The organism is Sphingobium sp. B2 (assembly GCF_007693735.1).
Taxonomy (GTDB): domain Bacteria; phylum Pseudomonadota; class Alphaproteobacteria; order Sphingomonadales; family Sphingomonadaceae; genus Sphingobium; species Sphingobium xenophagum.
In genome coordinates this window covers 181,066-203,104 of sequence record NZ_VDBZ01000001.1, presented here as the reverse complement: position 1 = coordinate 203,104, position 22,039 = coordinate 181,066, and the positions used below count along the sequence as shown (strand labels likewise).

The 22,039-nt window shown below is 64.2% G+C and carries 23 protein-coding genes; 5 read left to right on the top strand and 18 right to left on the bottom strand.

Annotated features, from left to right (window positions below):
• Positions 1-477, top strand: coding sequence for a peptide-methionine (R)-S-oxide reductase MsrB (gene msrB / locus FE851_RS01025; RefSeq protein WP_019052262.1), 477 nt, complete (start codon positions 1-3; stop codon positions 475-477).
• On the opposite strand, the gene FE851_RS01020 is transcribed toward msrB, so the two are convergent.
• The 10 genes from FE851_RS01020 to FE851_RS00975 form a co-directional block, all read right to left on the bottom strand.
• Positions 458-2,221, bottom strand: a complete 1,764-nt coding sequence (locus FE851_RS01020) for a hypothetical protein (RefSeq protein WP_186378726.1) — start codon at positions 2,219-2,221, stop codon at positions 458-460. The genes msrB and FE851_RS01020 overlap by 20 nt on opposite strands.
• Positions 2,199-2,588 carry a GtrA family protein gene (locus tag FE851_RS01015; RefSeq protein ID WP_145203985.1) on the bottom strand — a complete coding sequence of 130 codons (390 nt, stop codon included), beginning with the start codon at positions 2,586-2,588 and terminating at the stop codon, positions 2,199-2,201. The genes FE851_RS01020 and FE851_RS01015 overlap by 23 nt, the downstream gene beginning before the upstream one ends.
• A gap of 10 nt (positions 2,589-2,598) precedes the next feature.
• On the bottom strand, positions 2,599-4,122 hold the full coding sequence (locus FE851_RS01010; RefSeq protein ID WP_145199086.1) for an NAD(P)/FAD-dependent oxidoreductase: 1,524 nt from the start codon (positions 4,120-4,122) through the stop codon (positions 2,599-2,601).
• Between the two features lie 182 nt (positions 4,123-4,304).
• Positions 4,305-4,637: a UrcA family protein gene (locus FE851_RS01005; RefSeq protein WP_017184300.1), complete on the bottom strand. Its 333-nt coding sequence runs from the start codon at positions 4,635-4,637 to the stop codon at positions 4,305-4,307.
• Positions 4,638-4,847: 210 nt separating this feature from the next.
• Positions 4,848-6,449 (bottom strand): bifunctional phosphoribosylaminoimidazolecarboxamide formyltransferase/IMP cyclohydrolase, encoded by a 1,602-nt coding sequence (gene purH, locus FE851_RS01000; protein ID WP_145199084.1) that lies wholly within the window; start codon positions 6,447-6,449, stop codon positions 4,848-4,850.
• Between the two features lie 106 nt (positions 6,450-6,555).
• Positions 6,556-7,110, bottom strand: coding sequence for a hypothetical protein (locus tag FE851_RS00995; protein WP_145199081.1), 555 nt, complete (start codon positions 7,108-7,110; stop codon positions 6,556-6,558).
• Between the two features lie 237 nt (positions 7,111-7,347).
• Positions 7,348-9,099, bottom strand: coding sequence for a heparinase II/III family protein (locus FE851_RS00990; protein WP_145199079.1), 1,752 nt, complete (start codon positions 9,097-9,099; stop codon positions 7,348-7,350).
• 14 nt (positions 9,100-9,113) lie between these two features.
• Complete coding sequence (rpe, locus tag FE851_RS00985; RefSeq protein ID WP_017184304.1) at positions 9,114-9,776, bottom strand: ribulose-phosphate 3-epimerase; 663 nt, start codon at positions 9,774-9,776, stop codon at positions 9,114-9,116.
• A 78-nt stretch (positions 9,777-9,854) separates the two neighbouring features.
• The gene (locus FE851_RS00980; RefSeq protein ID WP_145199076.1) at positions 9,855-10,346 is read right to left on the bottom strand and encodes a diguanylate cyclase; all 492 of its coding nucleotides are present in this window, start codon (positions 10,344-10,346) and stop codon (positions 9,855-9,857) included.
• A 52-nt stretch (positions 10,347-10,398) separates the two neighbouring features.
• A complete protein-coding gene (locus tag FE851_RS00975; RefSeq protein WP_145199072.1) occupies positions 10,399-11,688 on the bottom strand; it encodes an RsmB/NOP family class I SAM-dependent RNA methyltransferase in 1,290 nt (429 codons plus the stop codon).
• A 140-nt stretch (positions 11,689-11,828) separates the two neighbouring features.
• Between FE851_RS00975 and FE851_RS00970 the strand changes: the two genes are divergently transcribed.
• The 3 genes from FE851_RS00970 (at position 11,829) to FE851_RS00960 (ending at position 13,607) form a co-directional block, all read left to right on the top strand.
• Positions 11,829-12,002 (top strand): DUF1674 domain-containing protein, encoded by a 174-nt coding sequence (locus tag FE851_RS00970; protein WP_017184307.1) that lies wholly within the window; start codon positions 11,829-11,831, stop codon positions 12,000-12,002.
• Positions 12,003-12,178: 176 nt separating this feature from the next.
• A complete protein-coding gene (locus FE851_RS00965; protein ID WP_017184308.1) occupies positions 12,179-12,607 on the top strand; it encodes a hypothetical protein in 429 nt (142 codons plus the stop codon).
• 103 nt (positions 12,608-12,710) lie between these two features.
• Positions 12,711-13,607, top strand: a complete 897-nt coding sequence (locus tag FE851_RS00960) for a UTP--glucose-1-phosphate uridylyltransferase (RefSeq protein WP_019052250.1) — start codon at positions 12,711-12,713, stop codon at positions 13,605-13,607.
• A gap of 57 nt (positions 13,608-13,664) precedes the next feature.
• On the opposite strand, the gene FE851_RS00955 is transcribed toward FE851_RS00960, so the two are convergent.
• From FE851_RS00955 to FE851_RS00930, 6 genes are all read right to left on the bottom strand, one after another.
• The gene (locus tag FE851_RS00955) at positions 13,665-14,627 is read right to left on the bottom strand and encodes an NAD-dependent epimerase/dehydratase family protein (RefSeq protein ID WP_145199069.1); all 963 of its coding nucleotides are present in this window, start codon (positions 14,625-14,627) and stop codon (positions 13,665-13,667) included.
• A gap of 33 nt (positions 14,628-14,660) precedes the next feature.
• The gene (gene ssb, locus FE851_RS00950) at positions 14,661-15,209 is read right to left on the bottom strand and encodes a single-stranded DNA-binding protein (protein WP_017184311.1); all 549 of its coding nucleotides are present in this window, start codon (positions 15,207-15,209) and stop codon (positions 14,661-14,663) included.
• A gap of 28 nt (positions 15,210-15,237) precedes the next feature.
• Entirely contained in the window at positions 15,238-17,097 is a 1,860-nt protein-coding gene (locus FE851_RS00945) for a ferrous iron transporter B (RefSeq protein ID WP_145199066.1), read from the bottom strand.
• Positions 17,094-17,348, bottom strand: coding sequence for a ferrous iron transport protein A (locus tag FE851_RS00940; RefSeq protein ID WP_017184313.1), 255 nt, complete (start codon positions 17,346-17,348; stop codon positions 17,094-17,096). Before FE851_RS00940 ends, FE851_RS00945 begins: the two co-directional genes overlap by 4 nt.
• Before the next feature lie 88 nt (positions 17,349-17,436).
• Positions 17,437-18,102, bottom strand: coding sequence for a COQ9 family protein (locus tag FE851_RS00935; protein WP_145199063.1), 666 nt, complete (start codon positions 18,100-18,102; stop codon positions 17,437-17,439).
• A gap of 9 nt (positions 18,103-18,111) precedes the next feature.
• On the bottom strand, positions 18,112-18,993 hold the full coding sequence (locus tag FE851_RS00930) for a DMT family transporter (RefSeq protein WP_145199060.1): 882 nt from the start codon (positions 18,991-18,993) through the stop codon (positions 18,112-18,114).
• A 69-nt stretch (positions 18,994-19,062) separates the two neighbouring features.
• On the opposite strand from FE851_RS00930, the gene FE851_RS00925 reads away from it, so the two are divergent.
• Positions 19,063-20,157, top strand: coding sequence for an alkene reductase (locus FE851_RS00925; RefSeq protein ID WP_019052246.1), 1,095 nt, complete (start codon positions 19,063-19,065; stop codon positions 20,155-20,157).
• A 110-nt stretch (positions 20,158-20,267) separates the two neighbouring features.
• Here FE851_RS00925 and ribH read toward each other — a convergent pair whose 3' ends face one another.
• Both ribH and ribB read right to left on the bottom strand, forming a co-directional pair.
• Positions 20,268-20,690 carry a 6,7-dimethyl-8-ribityllumazine synthase gene (gene ribH / locus FE851_RS00920; protein ID WP_017184317.1) on the bottom strand — a complete coding sequence of 141 codons (423 nt, stop codon included), beginning with the start codon at positions 20,688-20,690 and terminating at the stop codon, positions 20,268-20,270.
• 10 nt (positions 20,691-20,700) lie between these two features.
• Entirely contained in the window at positions 20,701-21,981 is a 1,281-nt protein-coding gene (gene ribB, locus FE851_RS00915; protein ID WP_130753815.1) for a 3,4-dihydroxy-2-butanone-4-phosphate synthase, read from the bottom strand.
• Between the last annotated feature and the right edge of the window lie 58 nt (positions 21,982-22,039).

Sequence of the window (22,039 nt, the reverse complement as noted above, 5' to 3'; positions counted from 1 at the left end):
ATGAACCGGCGATTCTTCCTGGGCGGCATAGCGACCGGCGCGATGGCGCTGGGCTGGTGGCGGCTGGGCCTTGGCACGGCGGAGGCCGCCTATCCCTATGCCCTGAGCGATGCGGAATGGCGCAAGCGGCTCTCGCCTCTCGCCTATAATGTGTTGCGCAAGCAGGCGACAGAGCATCCCTTCACCAGCCCGCTCAACAAGGAACATCGCGCGGGCATTTTCGCCTGCGCTGGATGCGGACAAAAATTGTTCAGCTCCAAGACGAAGTTCGACAGCGGCACTGGCTGGCCCAGCTTCTACGCCCCACTGCCCAAGGCGGTGGGCACCAGTCGCGATTTCGCGCTGGGCTATCCCCGGACCGAGGTCCATTGCGCGCGCTGCGGCGGGCATCTGGGCCATGTGTTCGACGATGGGCCAAAGCCCACGGGCCTGCGCTATTGCATGAACGGCGTCGCGCTCAGCTTCGTGGCGGCCTGATCCGGTAGATTTTCAGCGGACCTTTGGTCGGCAGGGGTTCCAGCCATTGCGGTATCGTACCGCGCGCCAGCATCGCCGCCAGACCCTTGCCATTGGCTTGGCCATAGAGACGATATTCGTTGAGGCCGTCACAGGTCACGACATAGCGCGCGCTGGTTGCGCCGATCACTGTTCTTGCCTGGTCCGGTGCATCGACAAAGCCTTCGATCACCGCCGTAATCCCCGCTGCATTGCGGTGATGGGCCGTGCCGATGACGCTATGGCGGGTCTGGACGAGAATGTCGGGGCCAAGGTCGATCGGCGCGAACAGGGTCGTGGGCGCCAGGGTGCGCAGCGGGGCCAGCACCGTGGCCGCGCGGCAATTGGCGCTGGCATTTCGGGCCTGTTCGGGCGTCGCGGCCAACGCCACCCACAGTGCGCAGAGACCAGCCGGGGTCAGCAGCACGAGTGCGACTGAACCGGCTATCCGCACGATCGCGCTGGCGGACGCCTGCACCCGGCGGAACAGGGCGAACAGCAGCCAGGCGGTGCCGGGCAGGGCGAACAGATGCGCCACGGACACGGCCCGCATGACCATGATCGCCACCAGCATCGCCCCGGCCAGCAGCTGCGCCATTGTCAGCCAGCGCATCCGCACCGGGCCGCTAGCCGCGCGCGCCGCCAATAGCGTTGCAATCAGGCCGAATAGCGAGGGAAGCAGGATGACGCCCACCATCAACCGGCTCTGTTCCCAGATCGGCCGCCCCTCCATGACCTGCAAATACCAGAGCTTATAGGCCAGCGGTCCCAACGCCGCGAAGGGATCACCCGACAGGCACGCCCCGCCGATCAGCAGGAAGGTTGCCAGCGCCGCGACGCCCCCGATCGCGCCGATCAGGCAGCGACTTAGCGCGGTGGACGGCCCAATCAATCTTGCGGCGGCAGGCGTCGCAACCGCCAGCGCGACCAAGGGCCAGACATAGACGAAGGAGAGCGCGTCGCACTGGCGCGCCAGCACGGCAGATGGCCCACGCAACAAGATGAGCGGGATCAGCGCGCCTGCGCCCAGTGCGACAGTGAAGCCGACGAAGCGCGGCGTTTCGGCCCGGTCGATCCAGTGGCGCAGGGCAAACAGCGCAGCGAACAGCGCTGCATAGGGCAGCCCTTCGCTCGAAATCTGGAGCCAGAGCGACAGTGCCAGTCCCGCAACTATGCCCCCGCGCACCGGGCGCAAGTCCATCGCCCCGCCCAGTGCCAGCGCGGCTGCCATGATCTGCCAGCCATGATGGTCGATCCTGAGCGGCGTGAACTGGACCAGGATCGACGGGGCAGTCAGGAGCAGGATGACGGCCAGCAACGCCACGATCGTACCGGCAATCCGGCGCGTGGCGACGCCCAGCGCTGCGGTCAGCCCGCCCAGCAGCAGCAGCGGCACGACGGCGCAGGCGACCAGTTCCGCCATGGCCATGCCCAGCAACGGGCGCAGCAGCAGGATCAGCGCCGCGATCGGCATGTCGACGATCCGCGACCAGTGCATCGGCCCGCCTATGGGCGGGTTCACGCGATGCTGGCTGACATCCCAGAAGGCCTGCCCGCCGATCCAGTCGCGGACCTGCACCAGACGCATGGCGTCATCGGGATCGCGAAAGCCAAGCGTGGCGAAATCGCCCCGGAACAGCCACAGCATAGCCGCGCTGCACAGCAGCCAGGCAAGCAGCGCAAGCAGCGCCGCCCGCTTTCCGTCAGGCGCGGGCAAAGACGCCATATTTGCGGATCGCATAAACGGTGAGGAAGCTGACCGGCACGGACAGCAATTTTGCGATCGCCGGCGCAACGCCGATCAGGCTCAGCCCGCCGACCATGGAAAGGGTAATGCCCATCCCCAGCAGGGCGCTCGCCACGAACCCGGCGCGCTGCGCGTGGGTCGGGCCGGTGCCGGTATCGAACACGAAACGGACGCTGATGGTCCAGTGGACAATCAGACCGACGGCATAACCGCCAAACGCCGCCAGCATGGGGGCGGCGCCGACATGGTCGAGCATCAGGAAAAGCGCCATGTCGCTCGACAGCGCGCAGATGCTGGCCAGCAGATAGCGGGCAAACATCAGACGCGAAACCAGCGCCACCAACATGCCCACCGGATCAGGCAGCCTTCAGGCGCGACGGGACGGCGCGGGTGCTGGCAAGCGCAGCCTGCGCGTCGGCGTCCTGACCTTCTTCGCCGGCCTCATGATATTCGGCATCTTCATTGACCGACCAGACGTCATGGATGCGCGCGCCCGCAACGATGTTGCGCACGGTAAGCATCGCCGTCATCATCGCATGGTCCTGATTATTATAGCGGTGCATGCCGTTGCGACCGACCATGTGCAACGTGGGGTAGCGCGCTTCCAGTTCGGTGCGCATCGCCTGCACATTGGCGGCATAGGCGTCGTCATAGACCGGATAGGCCTTTTCCTGCCTTACCACCGCGCCGCCAACGACATCGCCGGGGTTGCACAGGCCCAGCTGCGCCATTTCCTTCGTCGCCAGCGCGACCAGATCAGCGTCGGACGAAGCCCACAGGCCGTCCCCTTCAAAACAGAAATATTCCAGCCCCACGCAGGCGAGCGTCGGGTCCGGCACCATCTCCGGCGACCAGCTGCGGAAATTCTGGATACGCCCGACCTGCACCTTGCTGTCGTGGATATAGATCCAGTTGTCGGGGAAAATATCATCCCCCTTGACCATCAGCGCCACGGTCAGGAAATCGCGATATTTAAGGTCCATCGCCTCAGGCAGGGTCGCAGGCAGCGGATGGATGCGCCCGGCCAGTTCGCGCATGGGCGCGGACGAAATGACATGCGCGGCGTTGATGATGACCTCACCCTCCGGCCCCTGCGCCACCAGCCGCCAGCGATCGGTGCCCTGGTCCTGCTCCAGCCTTTTGAAGCTGTGCGCCATCAATACCTGATTGCCGCCATCGACCACATGATCGCGCGCCTTTTCCCACATCATGCCGGGGCCAAGGCGGGGATAGCGGAATGTTTCCAGCAGCGTCTTTGTCGCCATGCCGTCATTGGGCTTCTTGTTGAGGCCAAGCGAGCGTTTCAGCCCGTCGGTGACCGCGCCCCAGAGCGACAGGCCCTTGATCCGCTGCGCTGCCCAGTCCGCCGACATTTCATCGCACGGCATCCCCCACACCTTCTCGGTGTAAGTCTTGAAGAAGATCGAGAAAAGCTTGTACCCGAACGCATTGACGGTCCAGTCCTGAAAGGAGCGGACATTGCGGTTGGGCAGCAGCTTCGCCTTGGCAAAGCTCGCCATGCAGAGCGTCGAGCGCCAGACGCCCAGATTCCACAGCGCCTCGAACGCGCGCAGCGGATAGCTGTAGAATTTGCCCTCATAATAGATGCGGCTCATCCGCGGGCGCTGAATGAAGTCGTCAGGCAATATCTCGTTCCACAAGTCCACGACCTGCTGCGATTTCGAAAAAAAGCGATGGCCGCCAATATCGAAGCGGAAACCGTCCAGCTCGACCGTGCGGCTGATGCCGCCGACATAGACAGGGTCTTTTTCGATCACCGTGACGCTATAACCCTGCTTGGTCAGCAGATAGGCGGCAGTCAGGCCCGCCGGGCCTGCGCCAATGATGGCGACGTCCACGCTTTGGTCGATACGCGGCATGACAGGCAATTCCCCCGGATGGTCATTCGTGACCCTGGGAGTGAAGGAAATATTCTAAGGAGTGGTTAATGCGCGGTAAGGATCAGGCAGCAAACGCGCCATCGGGCAACAACAGAAAGGGCCGCCCCGCGACGCGGAACGGCCCCCTGCAGTCCCCTTCGTGAGGGGAACCGGGCAGATGATCAGCCTTGGCGCTGGGCCATGGCGTTAAGATCGCTGCGAGCGCCGGTCAGTGCCTCGCCAAAGCAATTGCGATAATCCTGGGTCACGGGGATGATCGAGCCATTGACGAAACCGCAGACCTGCTTGGCGGCGCGGGTGACGCGATAGTCGGCGCGGCGCAGACCAGCGGTGCTGGCCAGGTTCAGGTCAGCGACCGAAACGGCAATCGAGCGGGTTTCCGTACCCGCACGGCCATCGACGATCACATCCATATTGTCATTGCCCGCACTTGCCACGCCGGGCAGCGCGAGGGCCATCGTGGCGGCCAGCGCCACCAGCGTCTTTGCAGTCATCCTGTTTCTCCTGTCGAACATTTTTCTGTTCTTTGCCCAACACCTGACTTGGGGCACCGGGTCCACGCCTAAATAGGCCTGCCCGAATAAAATGAAAAGAGGCCAATTGGCGAAAAGTGGCGGAAAACCGTTATTTTGCGCGTGCGAAAGGATTTGTTTCGCACGCGCAGATCAATTTGCGTATTGGCCGCCGGTACGGCTGAACAAGCATCAATGCCGGAAGTGGCGCATCCCGGTAAAGACCATGGCAAGGCCCGCTTCATCGGCGGCGGCGATGACTTCATCGTCGCGGATCGAGCCGCCCGGCTGGATCACTGCGGTCGCGCCCGCCTCGACTGCCGCCAGCAGGCCGTCGGCGAAGGGGAAGAAGGCGTCGGACGCGACTGCCGATCCGATGGTGCGCGGTTCGCTCCAGCCTGCTTTTTCGGCGGCATCCTTGGCTTTCCATGCCGCAATGCGCGCGGATTCGAGGCGGTTCATCTGGCCTGCGCCGACACCGGCAGTGCTGCCACCCTTGGCATAGACGATGGCGTTGGACTTCACATGCTTGGCGACGGTCCAGGCGAAGAGGCAGTCGGCCAGTTCCTGTTCGGTCGGTTCGCGCTTGGTCACGACTTTCAGCGCGTCGCGGCTGATCCGGCCATTGTCGCGGCTCTGCACCAGCACCCCGCCCGCGATCGTCTTGAGCTGGAGGCCGGGGCGCGCGGGATCGGGCAGGTCGCCGGTCAGCAGCAGGCGCAGATTCTTCTTCTTGGCAAAGATGGCGCGCGCCGCGTCATCGGCATCGGGCGCGGCGACGACTTCGGTGAAGATACCGCTGATCGCTTCGGCAGTCGGGCCGTCGAGCGGGCGGTTGACGGCGATGATGCCGCCAAAGGCCGACACGCTGTCGCACGCGAGCGCAGCCTCATAGGCCTCGATCAGGGTCGCGCCGGTCGCCACGCCGCACGGGTTGGCATGCTTGACGATCACCACGGTCGGCGGGCCGTCGCGAAATTCGCTGACCAGCTCCAGCGCGGCGTCAGCATCGTTGTAATTGTTGTAGGACAGTTCCTTGCCCTGAATCTGCTTCGCCTGGGCAATGCCGTTGGCCGACGGACCAGTGGGCAGATAGAGGGCGGCGGACTGATGCGGGTTTTCGCCGTAGCGCAGCGTAGTGCCAAGCGTGCTGGCAACGGCCAGCGTTTCGGGGAAGGTCACGCCCTGATCGGCAAAGGCGAACCAGCTGGCGATCATCGAATCATAGGCGGCGGTCGCCGCATAGGCCTTGGCCGCCAGCATCCGGCGGAAGTCGTAGCTGGTCGCCCCGCCCTTCTCATCCATTTCCGCGATCAGCCGGGCATAATCGGCCGGGTCGGTGACGATCGCCACGCTCTCATGATTCTTGGCCGCAGAGCGCACCATGGACGGCCCGCCAATATCGATATTCTCGATAATCTCCTCGCGCTCCGCCCCCTTGGCGACGGTCGCGGCGAAGGGATAGAGATTGACCACGACCAGATCGATCGCACCAATCTGATACTCGTCCATCGACGCAACATGCTCAGGGTTGTTCCGCACGGCCAGCAGCCCGCCATGCACCTTGGGATGCAGCGTCTTGACCCGGCCATCCATCATTTCGGGGAAGCCGGTCAGATCGGAAATATCCATGACGGTCAGGCCCGCATCGCGCAGCGCCTTGGCCGTGCCGCCGGTCGACACCAGCTCCACCCCATGCTTCCCCAGCGCCTGCCCCAATTCGATAAGGCCAGCCTTGTCCGACACGGACAACAGGGCGCGCTTGATGGGATAGTCGGCGGGGGTTGCGGTCATGGGCGGTATTTCCGTTGCGGGATTGGCGTTGAACTTGCGCTAGCCCCATAATCGGCTGTGAAGGAAAAGGACAGCCCCCGAGAAGCGCCCGGATTACCATGTTTTGCTAACCGCTCAGTGCCCGAGCGAATTGTAGCTTGGCGATACAGATTCTCCTTTGATCGAGCCTCAACCCTTCGCGTGCGCGCTGATTAACAGGCAGGAACGTCGAGGCGTGATGCGACCAATTATAATAAAATATCTCAGCATTGCGTTGAACTTTCAGCAGCGCATGGAAATCCCAATGCACGCCCTTGTCGCCCGGACTCAGGATTTTCAGCCCGACGAGGTCACCATTCCGATGAACCTGCCCGTCATGGGTAGCTATGCAATAAGGCGCAACACCCGCAATATCACGGGCGGCCTCAATGACTTTGGATGGCGTCTGGTTAGCCCAGTAGTTCAACCCAGCCCACCATCCCGCCGTCAACGAGGTGAAGGTTAGAAATCCCGCCAAAGCTGCTGGCTTGATTGAATGATTTTGTAGCTTTGCGGAGAATGCAATGATGATTGCGCACGTCAGGGTATAGGCAATTATGCCTTCCCGGCCCAGCAATAGCCCATCACCCACCGCGCCCGCACCCCCACGTCCATGAAAATCCCCAGCGATGGAAATAAACACGCCAGTAGCGGCTAGCGCAGCGCAAAATACGGTCGATCGCCGACTGCACTTTTTAATACATATAGCCAAAATTAACCAAGGAATGAGCAGCCACAATAAGGCGGCCGGCTGGACTATCGCGCTAAATGCTGGACGGCCCAAAACACCCGTGGCGCAGAGCGTAATGACACAGGTTGCGAGGAAAAGGCCTATGCAGGCAACAATGATCGCACCGACAGATCGTCCCACTGCCAGCACTCACCCCACCCGCTTGAACAGCCACCCGATGCTCGATCCGCCGGGCAGCGCCTCGCTGGTCACCACCATCTGCTTGGTCGGATGCGGCCTGCCGTCGCCATCGACCCACAGGCTGTCTTCGACGGTCAATATGCCGGTGCCGGTGCGGAACTGCCACAACGCGCCCATGTCGATGCGCAGCAGCGCACCCTGATTGTCCGCGGTCAGCGTCGGTTCGACGCCCGGCGCCAGGTGAAAGCGCAAAACGGCCGGAAGTTTGGCGGGCTTGCGACGACGCTGCGCCGGGGTCAGCATATCCTCGCCGCGAATTTCCTTGCCATCGCCGCTGACCAGCAGCAGGCGGCGGTGGACATAGCCGATGCGGCGGACATAGCCGTCATGGGACAGGTCGACCCGGCTGCCATTGTCCAGTTCCTGCCGGTTCAGTTCCACTTCGGTAACGCCGCGCCCCAGCGTGCCGTCGGGCATCAGCGCCGTGCTGTTGCAATCGTCCAGCACCAGCGTGCTGTGCGCGGCGGTCGTGCGCAGCCCCTGCGCCAGATCGCGGGGTATCCATGCCCCCTCAAGTCCCGCGCCGCCGCAATTGACGATCAGGCGATGGGGGCCATCGCTGATTTCGATCGCGCCGGTCGAGGCGCAGCCTGCGTCGGCCAGCCGCGCGACCGGCGGCGGCGCGGCGTCGATCTGGACCACGCTCGCGCCCGCCGCGATCCGCTGATAACCCCAGTCGCGCGCCTGCCGCAGCGGCCGGGCGCGCACCCGGCTGGCCGCGATGACGGCATTGACGATCGCAGGATCGATCGCGCCCGCGCCCTGCCAGTTGCCAAGGCCGCCATCGCCATGGGTCAGGCCCAGCAAGGCGGGGACGATGCGGTTCAGCCCGTCATAGAGGAAGCCGGGAGCCGTTTCGCGCCGTACGTCATAGACCGCACGCAGCATGGACAGCGCCATGACAGCCTCTATCTGCGCCAGCGGTGACCGGGAAACGATGCCGCCATCGGGGTAGAATCCGCTGTCGATCGCGCGTTTCAGGCCCGCTTCGCCGAACAATTTGCGCGCCGCGCCGCCAGGCATCAGCATGGAAGCAGCGACGATCGCGCTCCAGCCGACGATGCGCGGCAGGCCCATGGGCGCCTTGTCGGCGATACGGTCCAGATGCCGCGCCGTGCGGGCGATGCAGGTGAGGACCAGCGAACGATAGACCAGATCGCTCGACGAGAGGATCAGCGGCGCATGGGCAGTCCAGAAGAAGAGCCGCCAGCCCGCATTGTCCGCGCGCCAGGCCTGTTCGCTGGGCGTTTCGGCATGCACGGCCAGCCATTTGCGCATGACGCTTTCGGCGATCGGCGCGGCCTGTTCGCGACTGGCGACGCTCGCCAGATCGCGCAGCCAGCGGAAACTGTGCAGATAGTCGGCAAAGGCGGGATCAAGGTCCAGCCGTGCGAAATCGAGCGTGTCGATAATCTGCTTCTTGCCGCGAAACAGGAAATAGCCCGCGCGGATCGCCTGCCCCGCGCGCGTGTCGCCGGGCAATTCGTCATCGGGAACGGCAAGCAGCTTGAGCGGATATTTGCCGCGCAGCTTGCGGCCGTGGATCGGCGTTTTCCAGCTGAGCAGATAGAAATGATTGGCGATCTTCTGCGCCAGCGACAGCCCCTTGTCATCCGCGACGCGGATGAGACGCTTGCCCTGTTCGATGCCGTCGTCGCTGCTTTCCGGAGCGGCGGGTTCGGGCACCTTGCGGGCGGACATGCGCCGGACCTCGTTCACCCGCCCCGCAGCTTCCGGATATTGTCGGCATAGGCCGATGGCCCGCCGCGGAATGTCGCGGTGCCCGCGACCAGCACGTCGGCCCCGGCGGCGATCGCCTTGGGCGCGGTGGTGAAATCAATGCCGCCATCGACCTGCAACCGTATGTCGCGCCCGCTCTTGTCGATCATCTTGCGACAGGCTTCGATCTTGCGCAGCTGGCTTTCGATGAAGCTCTGCCCGCCAAAACCGGGATTGACGCTCATGACCAGGATCAGGTCGACATCATCGATCAGATAATCGAGCATCTTGGCGGGCGTACCGGGGTTCAGCACCACGCCAGCCTGAACGCCCAGCGACTTGATATATTGGATCGAGCGGTGGATGTGCGGCCCCGCTTCGGGATGGACGGTCAATATGTCCGCGCCCGCCTGCGCAAAAGCGTCGAGATACTGATCGACCGGGGAAATCATCAGATGGACGTCGAACGTCTTTTTCGTGTGCGGCCGCAACGCCTTGACCACTGCCGGGCCGATCGTGATGTTCGGCACGAAATGGCCATCCATCACGTCGATATGGACCCAGTCGCAGCCCGCTTCGTCAATCGCGCGGACTTCCTCGCCCAGACGGGCGAAGTCGGCAGAGAGGATGGAGGGCGAGATCAGGATCGAGGGTGTCATTAACCGTTCGCCTTAGCTATGCCTCGGTCCAAGGGCAACGGGTGATTTGGATGCGGCGCAAGGAACGCGCCCAAGCCGCTATAACATAACGAAAATCGTTGGATCTAGCCGGTGCGAAGGGGTGGTCCCGTGCGGCAGCATCTGTTTGACGCCGTGCAGGCCGATCACCTCCTGCCCATCGTCCAGTACCGGCGCGGCGATCAACCGCATGGCGCACGCCCCCATCCCGTCGGCCTGATGAATGTCGACATCCAGGGTGAAGCCCCGCTTGTGGCGAATGGCATAGGTGCGCAGCCGCTCCATGGCTTCGCGCGAATCCGGGGCATAGAGCGATACGGACAGGGCGCGTGGCACGGGAATATGCCGCTCCAGCCCGAAAATATCATAGACGCCGGCCGTCCAGGTCAGGCTGTCATCGGTCAGGTCGCAATGCCAAAGGCCCAGCCCCCGTTCCGCCAGCGCCGCATCGTTGCGCGCCAGCGATGGGTCCAGCATCACCGGGGCGAGATGTTCGTGCAGGTCGTAGAGCGGCCAGCTATGGTGCAAAGGCAAGGGTTCGATCGGACGCACGGCGCACCTTCCAGACAGGGAATGGTCATCCTAAGCGCTCCATGGTTAAGGCTTAGTTCGTTGCTTTTGCAAGGCGCGCGATAAAAAATCCGTCCGCGCCGCCCTGGGTCGCCAATGTGTCGGGCAGCGTGCGCAGCCAGCCTTGCGACGTGGGGGTCATGCCGTCGGGCAATTCGCCCGCCTGCGCCGGCACCAGCGCAAAATCCGGGCGGGCGGCCAGCAATCGGGTGATCTGTTCCTCCCCTTCCGCCTGTTCCAGCGAGCAGGTGGCGTAGAGCAGCACCCCGCCAGGCTTCAGCCAGTCGGCGGCGCGGGCAAGCAACGCGCCCTGCAACTCCGCCAGCTCGGCAATCTGACGCGGGCCGATACGGTGCAGCACGTCAGGATGACGGCGATAGATGCCGGTCGCGGTGCAGGGCGCGTCGAGCAATATGGCGTCGACCGGCTGGTCCGGCTGCCACTGGCGCAGGTCGGCTTGCACGACATCGGCAGACAGGCCGGTGCGGGTCAGGTTTTCGGTCAGCCGCTCCAGCCGCTTTTTCGACTGGTCGATCGCGGTCACGCGCCATCCGGCCGCCGCCAGTTGCATCGTCTTGCCGCCGGGGGCTGCGCACAGGTCCAGCACATGACGCCCTTCCCCGGCACCCAACAGGCGTGCCGGGCAGGATGCGGCAACATCCTGCACCCACCATGCGCCATCGGCAAAGCCAGGCAGATCGGGAATATTGGCCCCGTCGGGCAGGCGGACATGGCCGGGAGCCAGGCTGACGCCGCCCAGTTGCGCGGTCCATTCGGCGGTGGCGGCCGGATCGCGCAGGCTCACGTCCACAGGCGGACGGATGGCATAGGCGCGCGCGGCCGCCTCCACCATCGCGCTGCCCCATTGCCCGGCCCAGCGATCGGCGACGGCGGCGGGCAGGGTCGGCGGATCGGGCAGCACCGGCGCGCTGCGCGTCACCGTGCCGAACACGCCATGGACCAGCTTGCGCGGCCCGCCATCGACCAGCGGCAGCGCCGTGGCGATCGCGGCGTGCGGGGCGGTGCCCAGCACCAGCACCTGCACCAGTGCGATGCGCAGCACCATCCGCGCCTTGGCATCATCGGGCAGCGGCAGCCGTGTCGCGCCGTCGATCAGCGCGTCCAGATCGGGCAGGTGGCGCAGCACTTCCGCAGCAATGGCATGGACCAGCGCCCGGTCCGCGCGGTCGGCCAGCCCCTGACAGGCGCCATGCAGCGCGATTTCCAGCGGGTCGCCGCGCCGCAACACGGCATCGAGCAGTTTGAGGGCGGAACGACGCGCAGGCAGGCCGGGGACGTCAGCGGGGCGGGAAGATTGAGCCATGGGGCAGCGCCTAGGCGATTTTGGACGGATAAGATAGGTTCGCCATGCCACCCCGCCCTTGCGCTTGGATCGGCGGTCGCCCAAATGAAAGCACTGGCACAGGGCGCTGCCGTAGCGCTCCGCAATCGAAAGGCGGCTTGATGGGACATTATAATGGCAAGCGCCCCGCGCATGTGCAGCCGCCCGCCCACCTGTCCAAAAGCCCGCCCGTGCCGCAGCCGGACCCGATCGACAGCCCGCCCCAGCCTCAGGAAGAGTTGAGCCCGGTTCGCTACGGCGATTGGGAACGCAAAGGCTTAGCGATTGATTTCTAAGCGATAGGCCAATCGGCTCGCCGCCAATATTGCACAATTTCCGATGTTCCGTGCCACCGCCACGAGCGATGGCGCCTGCCGCTCTGGCCTATCCGTCTCCGTCTGCGCAGGACAGGGATGAATAAGGAGAATGGGGCGTGGGCGTACATTTGGTTGCGGACGTGAGTGGAAAAACAGTGTCGGATTACGCGCCGGAGGATGCGGCGCTGCTATGCGCGGTCGGGCGACTGGTATGCGCTTGGACGATGCTGGAACAAAGCCTGGAAACCAAGATCGGTCTGATGCGCGAAAAGATGGGCGACGTTCGTACCGTGGGTGCGCGCACCCGCCCGTCCATGGCCAAGCTGATGACCGAATTGCGCACGATGGTGGCGATGCGCGACCGGCGCAACGCCAGCGCGCTGACCGAAATCGCCGCCATCGAACGCGACATCCAGCGGATCGACAGGTTCCGCGCGCTCATCATCCAGGGCTTTCACCAGCCGGAGCCGGGCGGCTTTATTTGCCGTGACCATCGCAATATCCACCAATTCGTCACATTTGAGCAATTAGATCACGAAATAAGCGATCTGGAAACGATCGCTAACCGGCTGCTGGCAGTATAGGGTGCAGCGCACACGGGAAATTCCGCCCCTGTGCTTGACCTTTTTCGCATGTGCGGCAAATCATGTCGGGCCGTGGGGGCCTTGGGGTTAAGGGGAGTCCAACTTGAACAAGCCGATTCGCAAAGCTGTTTTTCCTGTCGCGGGACTGGGCACGCGCTTTTTGCCCGCGACCAAGGCGGTGCCCAAGGAATTGCTGCCGGTGGTCGACCGTCCGCTGCTCCAATATGCCGTGGATGAGGCGCGCGAGGCCGGGATCGAGCAGATGATCTTCGTCACCGGTCGCGGCAAGGGCGCGATCGAAGATTATTTCGACATGGCCTTCGAATGCGAAACCTTGCAGCGCGAACGCGGCAAGGATCTGTCCGCGCTGGAAGGAACGCGGCTCGCGCCGGGCAATGCGGTGTTCCTGCGCCAGCAGGAATCGCTGGGCCTTGGCCATGCCATCTGGTGCGCGCGCGACATTATCGGTGACGAACCGTTCGCCATCCTGCTGCCCGACGAATTCATGAAGGGCGCGCCGGGCAATGGTTGCATGAAGCAGATGGTCGACGCCTATGAAAAGGTCGGCGGCAATCTGGTCTGCGCGCTGGAAATCCCGATGGAGCAGACGCCCAGCTATGGCGTGATCGATCCGGGCGCGCGCGATGGCGTGCTGACGGAGGTGAAGGGGCTGGTCGAAAAGCCCGCCGCCGGGACCGCGCCGTCCAACCTGATCCTGCCAGGCCGCTATATCCTGCAACCCGATGTCATGAAGATATTGGAAACGCAGGAAAAGGGCGCTGGCGGGGAAATCCAGCTGACCGACGCGATGGCAGCGTTGATCGGCAAGCAGCCTTTCCATGGCGTGACATTTGACGGCCGCCGCTTCGATTGCGGGTCAAAGGCCGGCTATGTCGAGGCCAATCTTGCACTGGCGCTGGAGCGTGAAGATCTGCGCGACCATATCCGGGGATTTGCGCTCACCGAACTGGGCATCGACAGCGTGGCGACGGCGGCTTAGTCGTCCTGTTCTGACGTTCGACATCGTTGGATGCCGGGTGGCATGCGAATGTCGAAATCAGTCCGCTAAGGACTGTACCTGCGGCGATACATAGTTGGCGTCATGCGCGAAGGGCATATCGGTCCCTTCGCGCAGCGCCGCCAGCACAGACCCGAAATCCGTTTCGCAGCGAAAGCCCATGATCCGTTCGGCGCGGCTGGCGTCATAGACGCGGCCGATGCTTCGCGGCAGGTTCCAGCCCTGTCGGGCATAGAGGCTGGCCGCATCGGGAAAATGGCGGGCAATGACCGCAGGCGCGTCCTGCTTCAACCCCCGCACCTCGTCGCGCGAAAAGGGCGTCGGCGCGGACAGGATGAATGTTTCGCAGCCCAGGGCCGGCGCCTGTTCCAGTGCCATCAGATGCGCGCGTGCCGCGTCCTCCACCGTCAGGCGGCGATGCAGCAGTTCGTTGGCCTTCATGTTCGGGCCGGACAGCAGCTGATGGGTGTCATCATCTTCGGGAAAGAAACGCCCGGTACGCAGGATGACGCAGCCGATGCCATGTGTCAGGTGGTGGATGCGGCACAGCCCCTCCGCCGCCAGCTTGGTCACGCCGTAGATGTTGCGCGGCGCCAGCGGCCCGGCACTTTCATCCAGCCAGATCGCCGCGTCCCCGGCTTCGTCGCGGATGCGCTGGTCAATCATCAGCGACGTGGTGGATGTCATGACGAAACGATCATGCCCAGCTGCAACCGCTGCCTCCAGCAGGTTGAGCGTGCCGGTTACATTGACATCGACAAAGCGCTGGGCCGGATAGCGGATGATGTCCGGCTTGTGCAGCGCGGCACCGTGAATCACTGCCTCGATGCCGCGTTCGGCAAAGACCCGGTCGATCAGGGCGCGATCGGCGACCGACCCGACGATGTCGGTATCGGCACCGGACGCCACGTCCAGGCCAGTGACATCATGGCCCGCCCTGCGCAGCAGGGGCGCCAGAAAGCGCCCCAGCCATCCTGAAGATCCGGTCAAAAGAACCTGCATTGGACTGGATTCTTTCTTGCGGACAGAGGCCGGTCAGAACGGCACTTCGTCGTCCAGATCATTGTCGAAATTGGGGCTGCCTGCGCTGCCGCGACCACCGCTCGACGAGCGACCGCCAAAGCCGCCGCCACTATTGCCGCCGCCAAAATCGTCATAGCCGCCCGACGACGCGCCCCAATCGCTGACTCCCTGCTGCGATCGGCCACCGCCGCCCTGACCGCCACCACCGGGCGCGCCATCCAGCATGGTGAGCACGGCCCCCGGCCCCTGCACCATCACTTCGGTCGAATAGCGGTCATTGCCGTTCTGGTCCTGCCATTTGCGGGTGCGCAGCTGGCCTTCGATATAGATTTTGGACCCCTTGCGCAGGAACCGCTCGGCCACGCCGACCAGCCCTTCGCCGCCGATCACGACGCTGTGCCATTCGGTGCGCTCCTTGCGCTCGCCGGTGTTGCGATCCTTCCAGTTTTCGGACGTAGCGATGCGCAAATTGCATATCTTGCCGCCATTCTGGAAGCTCTTGACCTCCGGGTCGGCGCCCAGATTGCCGACCAGAATGACCTTGTTGACCGAGCCTGCCATGATTCCTCCGAAAGCCTTAAAGCGGCCCTTATAGTCCAGCTGCGGTCGCGGTCCAGTAGGTCAGGCCAGCTGCGACATAAGCCAGCACGAACAGGTATCCGACCATGAACAGCGGCCATTTCCAGCCGTTCGTTTCCCGCCGCGTCACGGCGATGGTCGATATGCATTGCGGCGCGAAAATGAACCAGGCCAGGAAGGCCAGCGCGGTCGGAAGCGGCCACTGGTCCTTCAGCCGATCGCCAAGGCTGCGCTCCAGCAACGCCTCATCATCGCCAGCATCGATCGAATAGACGGTGGCCAGCGCCGACACCGCGACTTCACGCGCGGCCATCGCCGGGATGAGGGCGAGGGAAATGTCGCGGTTGAAGCCGATCGGCTCCAATATGACATTGAGCCCGCCGGCGATCCGCCCGGCAATCGAATAATCGACCTGGCTGACCGCGCTGCCTTCGGGCGGCTTGGGGTAGGACAGCAGCAGCCACAATATCACGGTGGACGTGAAAATGATCGTGCCTGCGCGCTTCAGGAAGATGACCGCGCGCTGCCATAGGCCCAGCACTATGTCCTGCGGCCGGGGCCATTGATATTTGGGCATTTCCATCAGGAAGCCGCCGCTCGCGCCCTTGGTCACGGTCATGCGCAGGATCAGCGCCACCAGCATCGCGCCGATAATGCCTGAGATATAGAGGCAGAAAAGGACGAACCCCTGAAGCCCCACCCCCGGCAATATGTCGCGCGCGGGGATGAAGGCGCCGATGATGACGGCATAGACCGGCAGTCGCGCCGAACAGGTCATCAGCGGCGCGATCAGGATGGTGGTGAGGCGGTCCTTGGGATCAGCGATCGTCCGCGTCGCCATGATGCCGGGAATGGCGCAGGCGAAGGAGGAGAGCAAAGGAATGAACGCGCGCCCCGACAGGCCGACCCTGGCCATCAGCCCATCCATCAGGAAAGCGGCGCGGACCATATAGCCGGTCGCCTCCAGCATCAGGATGAAGAAGAACAGGATCAGGATCTGCGGCAGGAACACCACCACCGATCCCACGCCGTTGATGACGCCATCGACCAGGAAGGACCGCAGCATTCCGTCAGGCAGCGCATCGCGCACACTGTTGGCGGCGGCCTCCGCCAGCCCCTCGATCATGGCGATCGGCGCTTCGGACCAGGCATAGACCGCCTGGAACATGACGAACAGCAGGCCGAGCAACAGCAACAGCCCGAACACCGGGTGCAGCGCCACCCGATCGACCGCGGCGGTCAGACGGCGCGAGGGGGTTTCGCGCACGATGGCGGCGCGGGCGATCCGCCGTGCCTCATCGCGCACCGCATCGAAATCGCGCTCCGGCAGCGGCGCTTTGGCTTCGGGCGCGACGCTGCCCAGCAAGCCAGCCAGTTCCTCACGCAGATGATCAAGCCCCCGCTTGCGCACCGCCACGGTGGCGATCACCGGCACGCCCAGTTCGCGCGACAGGACGGCAGCGTCCAGTTCCAGCCCGTCGCGCGTGGCAAGGTCCACCATGTTGAGCGCGACGATGGTCGGCAGGCCAAGGGCGATCAGCTCCAGCGCGAAACGCAGATGGTTGTCGAGGTTGGACGCATCGACCACGATCACCAGCGCATCCGGCTGCCTTTCCCCGGCCTGCCGCCCCATCACGACGTCGCGCGTGACTTGTTCGTCCGGGCTGGCGGCGTTCAAACTGTATGTACCGGGCAGGTCGACCAGTTCGACCGGGCGACCATCGGCCAGCGCCAGCCGCCCCGCTTTGCGCTCGACCGTGACACCCGGATAATTGCCCAGCTTCTGCCGCGCGCCGGTAAGGGCGTTGAACAGCGCGCTCTTGCCCGCATTGGGGTTGCCGACCAGCGCGACGAGCGGCAGCACGCTCATGGCGCAGCGTCCGGTCCGGTGCGGACAGTGACGGCGGCGGCGTGATTGCGACGCATGGCGATGGTCATGCGGCCCACCTTGCAGGCGATCGGCCCCTTGCCCCATAGGCCGCCATGGTGCAGCGCCTCCACGCTCGCGCCTTCGCACAGGCCAAACTCGCGCAGACGCTGGCCTTCCGACGCGGAAAGCGCGGACCAGTCGATCAGGTCAACATAGGCGGGCTGGCGCAGGGGCAGTTCGGTCAGACGCACGGAATGGATACTCACAGGTCAGTTGCTGCGAGTGACTATCAATACCGATTAGGAAAGGCCAGAAGGAAATGTTCGCCAGCGCGACAGATCACACCGCCGGATAGCGCAGTCGCCCGATGAAGCGCGCCAGGCTGAGCCGCTCGCCGCCGCCCACGCCCTTGACCTGCGCCTTCAGCTTTTCGAACCGCATCACGCCTTCGATCCGCCGGGCCAGGAAAGCGCGGCTATCGGCATGGGCCTCGCTTTCGTCGTCCACGAACACCAGCAGCGTGGCGGCATAGACCCCGGCCAATGTCATCCGCTTGGTATAATGGGCAAGGTCCGTGGCAGTGTCGCCCGCCGCGCGCCACATGACATCGGCCGCGCGCCAGCCCAGCCGGGTCGCGCGCGCCGCATTAGTGGGCAGGGCAAGGATGGCGATGGCGCGGCGCAACGCTTCGCGGTCGGGCGCCAGCAGGTCCAGCCGTGCCTCCACCAGCGCGATGATCCTGCGCCGGATCGACAGCTCGCCAAGCGTGTCGGCTGGCAAAGCGTCCAGCATCCGCGCATCGATGCTGGCGAACCAGGCATCGATCATGTCGACCGGGCCGTCGGCAAAGGCCAGCGCGGCAATATCCGCGTCCACGCCCTTTTCCGCCGCAGCCATGGCGACCGCTTCCTTGCGCCACCCGTCAAAGGCCGCATGGCGCGCCAGCACGGGCGCCAGCAGGACGCGGATTTCATCGAGGGTCATGTCGGCAATATCGTCGCTCATGCCATCAATCTAGGCGCGCGAGGGCAAGCGCACAAGCACCAGCGCGGCAGCGACCGCCATCGTCCCCACCATATCGGTGATGCTCAGCCATTCGCCAAACAGCACCCAGCCCAGCACCGCCGACACGGCCGGTTGCAAAAGCAGGCTCAGGCCCAGCACCAGCGGCGTGAACCAGCTGATCGCATAGGTCAGCAGCCCCTGCCCGACCAGCTGGCTGCTGAGCGCCAGCACCACCAGCGGGGTCCAGTCGCCCGGCATGATCCGTTCGCCCAGCCACAGCGCGCACAGCAGCAGCGGCGGGATGCTGAACAGGGTCGACATGGCCAGCACCGACCAACTGTCGAGCCGCACCCGCGCCCGCTGCACGATCAGCAGATAGCCGGTATAGGTCGCCCCGGCGAGCAGACAGAGCAGATCGCCATGAAGGTAACGCGGCGAAAGTTCATAGCTGCCCCCCATCATCACCGCCGCACCTGCCGTCGCCAGGGTGAGGGCGATCGCCTGCATGGCCCTGGGCCGTTGGCGCAGCACGACCATCCCCCATATCGGCAGCATCAGACCGCTCATATTGCCGAATATGGTGGCGTTGGTGACTTTGGTGTAGAGAATGCCGATATGCCACGCCGCCAGATCCGCTGCGAAGAAAAGCCCCGACCAGATCAGCGCCGACCATTCGCGAATCGTCGGCATCGTGCGGCGCAACCGCGGCAGGGCGAGGATCAGGAGAAATGGCAGGGCCAGCGTCAACCGCCAGAATGCCGCCGCTACCGGCCCCACATCGGCCATCCGCACCAGCACCGGGCCGAGTGGCAGGATGAGATTGGCCAGTATCAGTGCTGGAAATGCAAATTTGGGCATGCCTGCACGGGCACTGGGGGTTGAACTGACCATCGCGGCTCCCTAGCTGGCTTTCAGCTTTACGTCCCGTTGCAATTTGCAACTTTTATAAAGGGAATTTTCATGTCCAAGCTGTTCGAGTCCGTCCAGATCGGCGCCATTGGCGCGCCCAACCGCGTCGTCATGGCGCCGCTGACGCGTGGCCGCGCGACTCGCGATCATGTGCCGACCCCTATCATGGTTGACTATTATCGCCAGCGCGCGGGCGCTGGGCTGATCATCAGCGAAGCGACGGGCATTTCCCGCCAGGGTTTGGGCTGGCCCTATGCACCGGGCATCTGGTCGGACGAACAGGTCGCGGCCTGGCAGCCGGTGACGCAGGCGGTGCATGACGCGGGCGGGCGGATCATTGTCCAGCTGTGGCATATGGGGCGGCAGGTCCATAGCAGCGTCACGGGCGAACAGCCGGTGTCGTCCAGCGCCACCGCTACGGCGGGAGAGGCCCATACCTACGAGGGCAAAGCGCCGTTCGAAACGGCCCGTCCATTGACGCTTGAGGAAATTCCCGGCCTGATCGACACCTATGTCACCGCCGCGCGCAACGCGATCCGCGCCGGTTTCGACGGCGTGCAGATCCACGCCGCCAACGGCTATCTGATCGACCAGTTCCTGCGCGACAATGCCAATTTCCGCACCGATCAATATGGCGGCAGCATCGAAAACCGCGTGCGCTTGCTGGCGGAAGTCACACAGGCGGTGGTCGACGCGATCGGCGCGGACAAGGTGTCGGTACGCCTGTCGCCCAATGGCGACAGCCAGGGCGTCAATGACAGCAATCCCGGCCCGCTTTTCGCCCATGCCGCCGAAGTCCTGAACGCGATCGGCATCGCGTCGCTCGAACTGCGCGAACCGGGGGAGAAAGGCACGTTCGGCGCAACCGACGTGCCGCGCCAGTCACCACTGATCCGTCAGCATTTCAAGGGTCCGCTGATCCTGAACAGCGATTATGACAAGACACGGGCGCAAGCGGATCTGGACAGCGGCCTTGCCGACGCGATCAGCTTCGGTCGCCCGTTCATGGCCAACCCCGATTTGGTGGAGCGGCTGGAAAGCGACGCGCCGCTGAACCCGATCAAGGGGATGGAAACCTGGTATGGTCCGGGCGAGGATGGCTATACCAACTATCCCGCGCTGGAGCAGCAACGGGCCACCGCCTGATCGAAAAGAACCCGTCGCCCCGTGGGGGACGACGGGTATTTCCCGGCCTTCGGGGGCCATGGTCCATCTGCTCTGTCATTGCGCCTCCCGCGTGCGGGGGCGCAAACAGCCTAGGCCCCGAAGCGCTCGCGCAGGGCCAGCATGGCGATGGCCGCCTTGGCCGCCTCGCCGCCCTTGTCCTTTTCGGTCCGCTTGGCGCGGGTCAGTGCCTGCGCTTCATTCTCGACCGTCAATATGCCGTTGCCGATCGCGATCGCATCCATGCTGAGCGCCATCAGGCCGCGCGCGCTTTCGTTCGACACGACCTCGAAATGATAGGTTTCGCCGCGGATCACGACGCCGATGGCGATGAAGCCGTCATAGCGGCCGCTTTCCGCCGCCAGCGCGATCGCGCCGGGGATTTCCAGCGCGCCCGGCACCGTCACCACCTCATATTTATGCCCTGCATCGTCCAGCGCAGCCTTCGCGCCCTCGATCAGCAGGTCGTTGAGATGGTCGTAGAAGCGGGCTTCGACGATCAGGAACTTGGCCATGATAAATCCTTTACAGCTCGATCGGACGCTGCCCAACCACGGCCAGGTCATAGCCGTCAAGCGCGATCAGGCTGCGATGGCTGTTGGTCAGCAGGACCATGTCATGCACGCCCAGTTCGGCCAATATCTGCGCGCCCGCGCCATAGTTGCGCAATTCATCCATATCACCGACGGCAATGCCGGCATTTTGCTGGAGGATACGCGTCAGTATGTCCGGTTCGTCGCCGCGCAGCAGGACGATGATGCCCGCGCCTTCCGCGCTGATAATCTCCATGCACCGTTGCAACAGGCCGGCGCGCGGACCCTGCTTCCCAAACGTATCGGTCAGCGGCGCGAACTGGTGCATCCGCACCAGCGTTGGCGTGTCCGGGTCGACATGGCCCTTCTGCAAAACCAGTTGCTCGGTCCGCGTCGCCTTGTTGTAGAAGCTTATCGCCTTCCAGTCGCCGCCCCACTGGCTCTGGAACGTGGTTTCGGCGCGGCGTTCGACGATATGGTCGTGGCGGCGGCGATAGGCGATCAGGTCACGGATCGTGCCGATCTTCATCTTGTGCCTGGCGGCAAAGGGGATCAGGTCGTCCAGGCGCGCCATCGTGCCGTCGTCCTTCATCACCTCGCAAATGACGCCGGACGGGTTCAGGCCCGCCAGCCGCGCGACGTCCACCGCCGCTTCGGTATGGCCCGTACGCACCAGCACGCCGCCATCCTTGGCCACCAGCGGAAAGACATGGCCCGGCGTCACAATATCGCCCCGGCCCTTCGACCCGTCGATCGCGACGGAGATGGTGCGCGCGCGGTCGGCTGCGCTGATCCCGGTCGTCACCCCCTCGCGCGCCTCGATCGATACGGTGAAGGCGGTTTCATGGCGGGTGCCATTGTTGCGGCTCATCAGGCTCAGCCCCAGCTCATCGACCCGCGCCTTGCTCAGCGCCAGGCAGATCAGGCCGCGCCCATGGGTGGCCATGAAATTGATCGCGTCGGGCGTCGCCATCTGCGCCGGGATCACCAGATCGCCCTCATTTTCGCGATCCTCGTCATCGACCAGAATGAACATGCGGCCATTGCGCGCTTCGTTGATGATTTCTTCCGGCGACGCGAGCGCGGTCCCGCCCTCGCGCTTCAACAGATAGGCTTCCAGCTTGCCCAGCGTATCGGCGGTCGGGTTCCAGTCCCCCTCGCCCAGCTTGCGCAGCGAATTGGCGTGCAGCCCCGCCGCACGGGCCAGGCCGGATCGCGACATGCCACCATCGGTGACGAGGCTGCGGACGGTATCAATCAGGGTAGAGGACATGGCAGCGGACTCCTTCCCGAACGCCGGGATGATCCGCATATCACATTACAATGTGATT

What these genes read in the sequence shown, in the direction of transcription:
- FE851_RS01015 (WP_145203985.1), bottom strand. Translation starts at nt 2,588, where the DNA reads ATGTTGGTGGCGCTGGTTTCGCGTCTGATGTTTGCCCGCTATCTGCTG.
- msrB (WP_019052262.1), top strand. Translation starts at nt 1, where the DNA reads ATGAACCGGCGATTCTTCCTGGGCGGCATAGCGACCGGCGCGATGGCG.
- FE851_RS00955 (WP_145199069.1), bottom strand. Translation starts at nt 14,627, where the DNA reads ATGCAGGTTCTTTTGACCGGATCTTCAGGATGGCTGGGGCGCTTTCTG.
- FE851_RS01005 (WP_017184300.1), bottom strand. Translation starts at nt 4,637, where the DNA reads ATGACTGCAAAGACGCTGGTGGCGCTGGCCGCCACGATGGCCCTCGCG.
- FE851_RS00990 (WP_145199079.1), bottom strand. Translation starts at nt 9,099, where the DNA reads ATGTCCGCCCGCAAGGTGCCCGAACCCGCCGCTCCGGAAAGCAGCGAC.
- ribB (WP_130753815.1), bottom strand. Translation starts at nt 21,981, where the DNA reads ATGTCCTCTACCCTGATTGATACCGTCCGCAGCCTCGTCACCGATGGT.
- FE851_RS00935 (WP_145199063.1), bottom strand. Translation starts at nt 18,102, where the DNA reads ATGAGCGACGATATTGCCGACATGACCCTCGATGAAATCCGCGTCCTG.
- FE851_RS00945 (WP_145199066.1), bottom strand. Translation starts at nt 17,097, where the DNA reads ATGAGCGTGCTGCCGCTCGTCGCGCTGGTCGGCAACCCCAATGCGGGC.
- purH (WP_145199084.1), bottom strand. Translation starts at nt 6,449, where the DNA reads ATGACCGCAACCCCCGCCGACTATCCCATCAAGCGCGCCCTGTTGTCC.
- FE851_RS01020 (WP_186378726.1), bottom strand. Translation starts at nt 2,221, where the DNA reads ATGGCGTCTTTGCCCGCGCCTGACGGAAAGCGGGCGGCGCTGCTTGCG.
- rpe (WP_017184304.1), bottom strand. Translation starts at nt 9,776, where the DNA reads ATGACACCCTCGATCCTGATCTCGCCCTCCATCCTCTCTGCCGACTTC.
- FE851_RS00975 (WP_145199072.1), bottom strand. Translation starts at nt 11,688, where the DNA reads ATGGCTCAATCTTCCCGCCCCGCTGACGTCCCCGGCCTGCCTGCGCGT.
- FE851_RS00970 (WP_017184307.1), top strand. Translation starts at nt 11,829, where the DNA reads ATGGGACATTATAATGGCAAGCGCCCCGCGCATGTGCAGCCGCCCGCC.
- FE851_RS01010 (WP_145199086.1), bottom strand. Translation starts at nt 4,122, where the DNA reads ATGCCGCGTATCGACCAAAGCGTGGACGTCGCCATCATTGGCGCAGGC.
- ssb (WP_017184311.1), bottom strand. Translation starts at nt 15,209, where the DNA reads ATGGCAGGCTCGGTCAACAAGGTCATTCTGGTCGGCAATCTGGGCGCC.
- ribH (WP_017184317.1), bottom strand. Translation starts at nt 20,690, where the DNA reads ATGGCCAAGTTCCTGATCGTCGAAGCCCGCTTCTACGACCATCTCAAC.
- FE851_RS00925 (WP_019052246.1), top strand. Translation starts at nt 19,063, where the DNA reads ATGTCCAAGCTGTTCGAGTCCGTCCAGATCGGCGCCATTGGCGCGCCC.
- FE851_RS00930 (WP_145199060.1), bottom strand. Translation starts at nt 18,993, where the DNA reads ATGGTCAGTTCAACCCCCAGTGCCCGTGCAGGCATGCCCAAATTTGCA.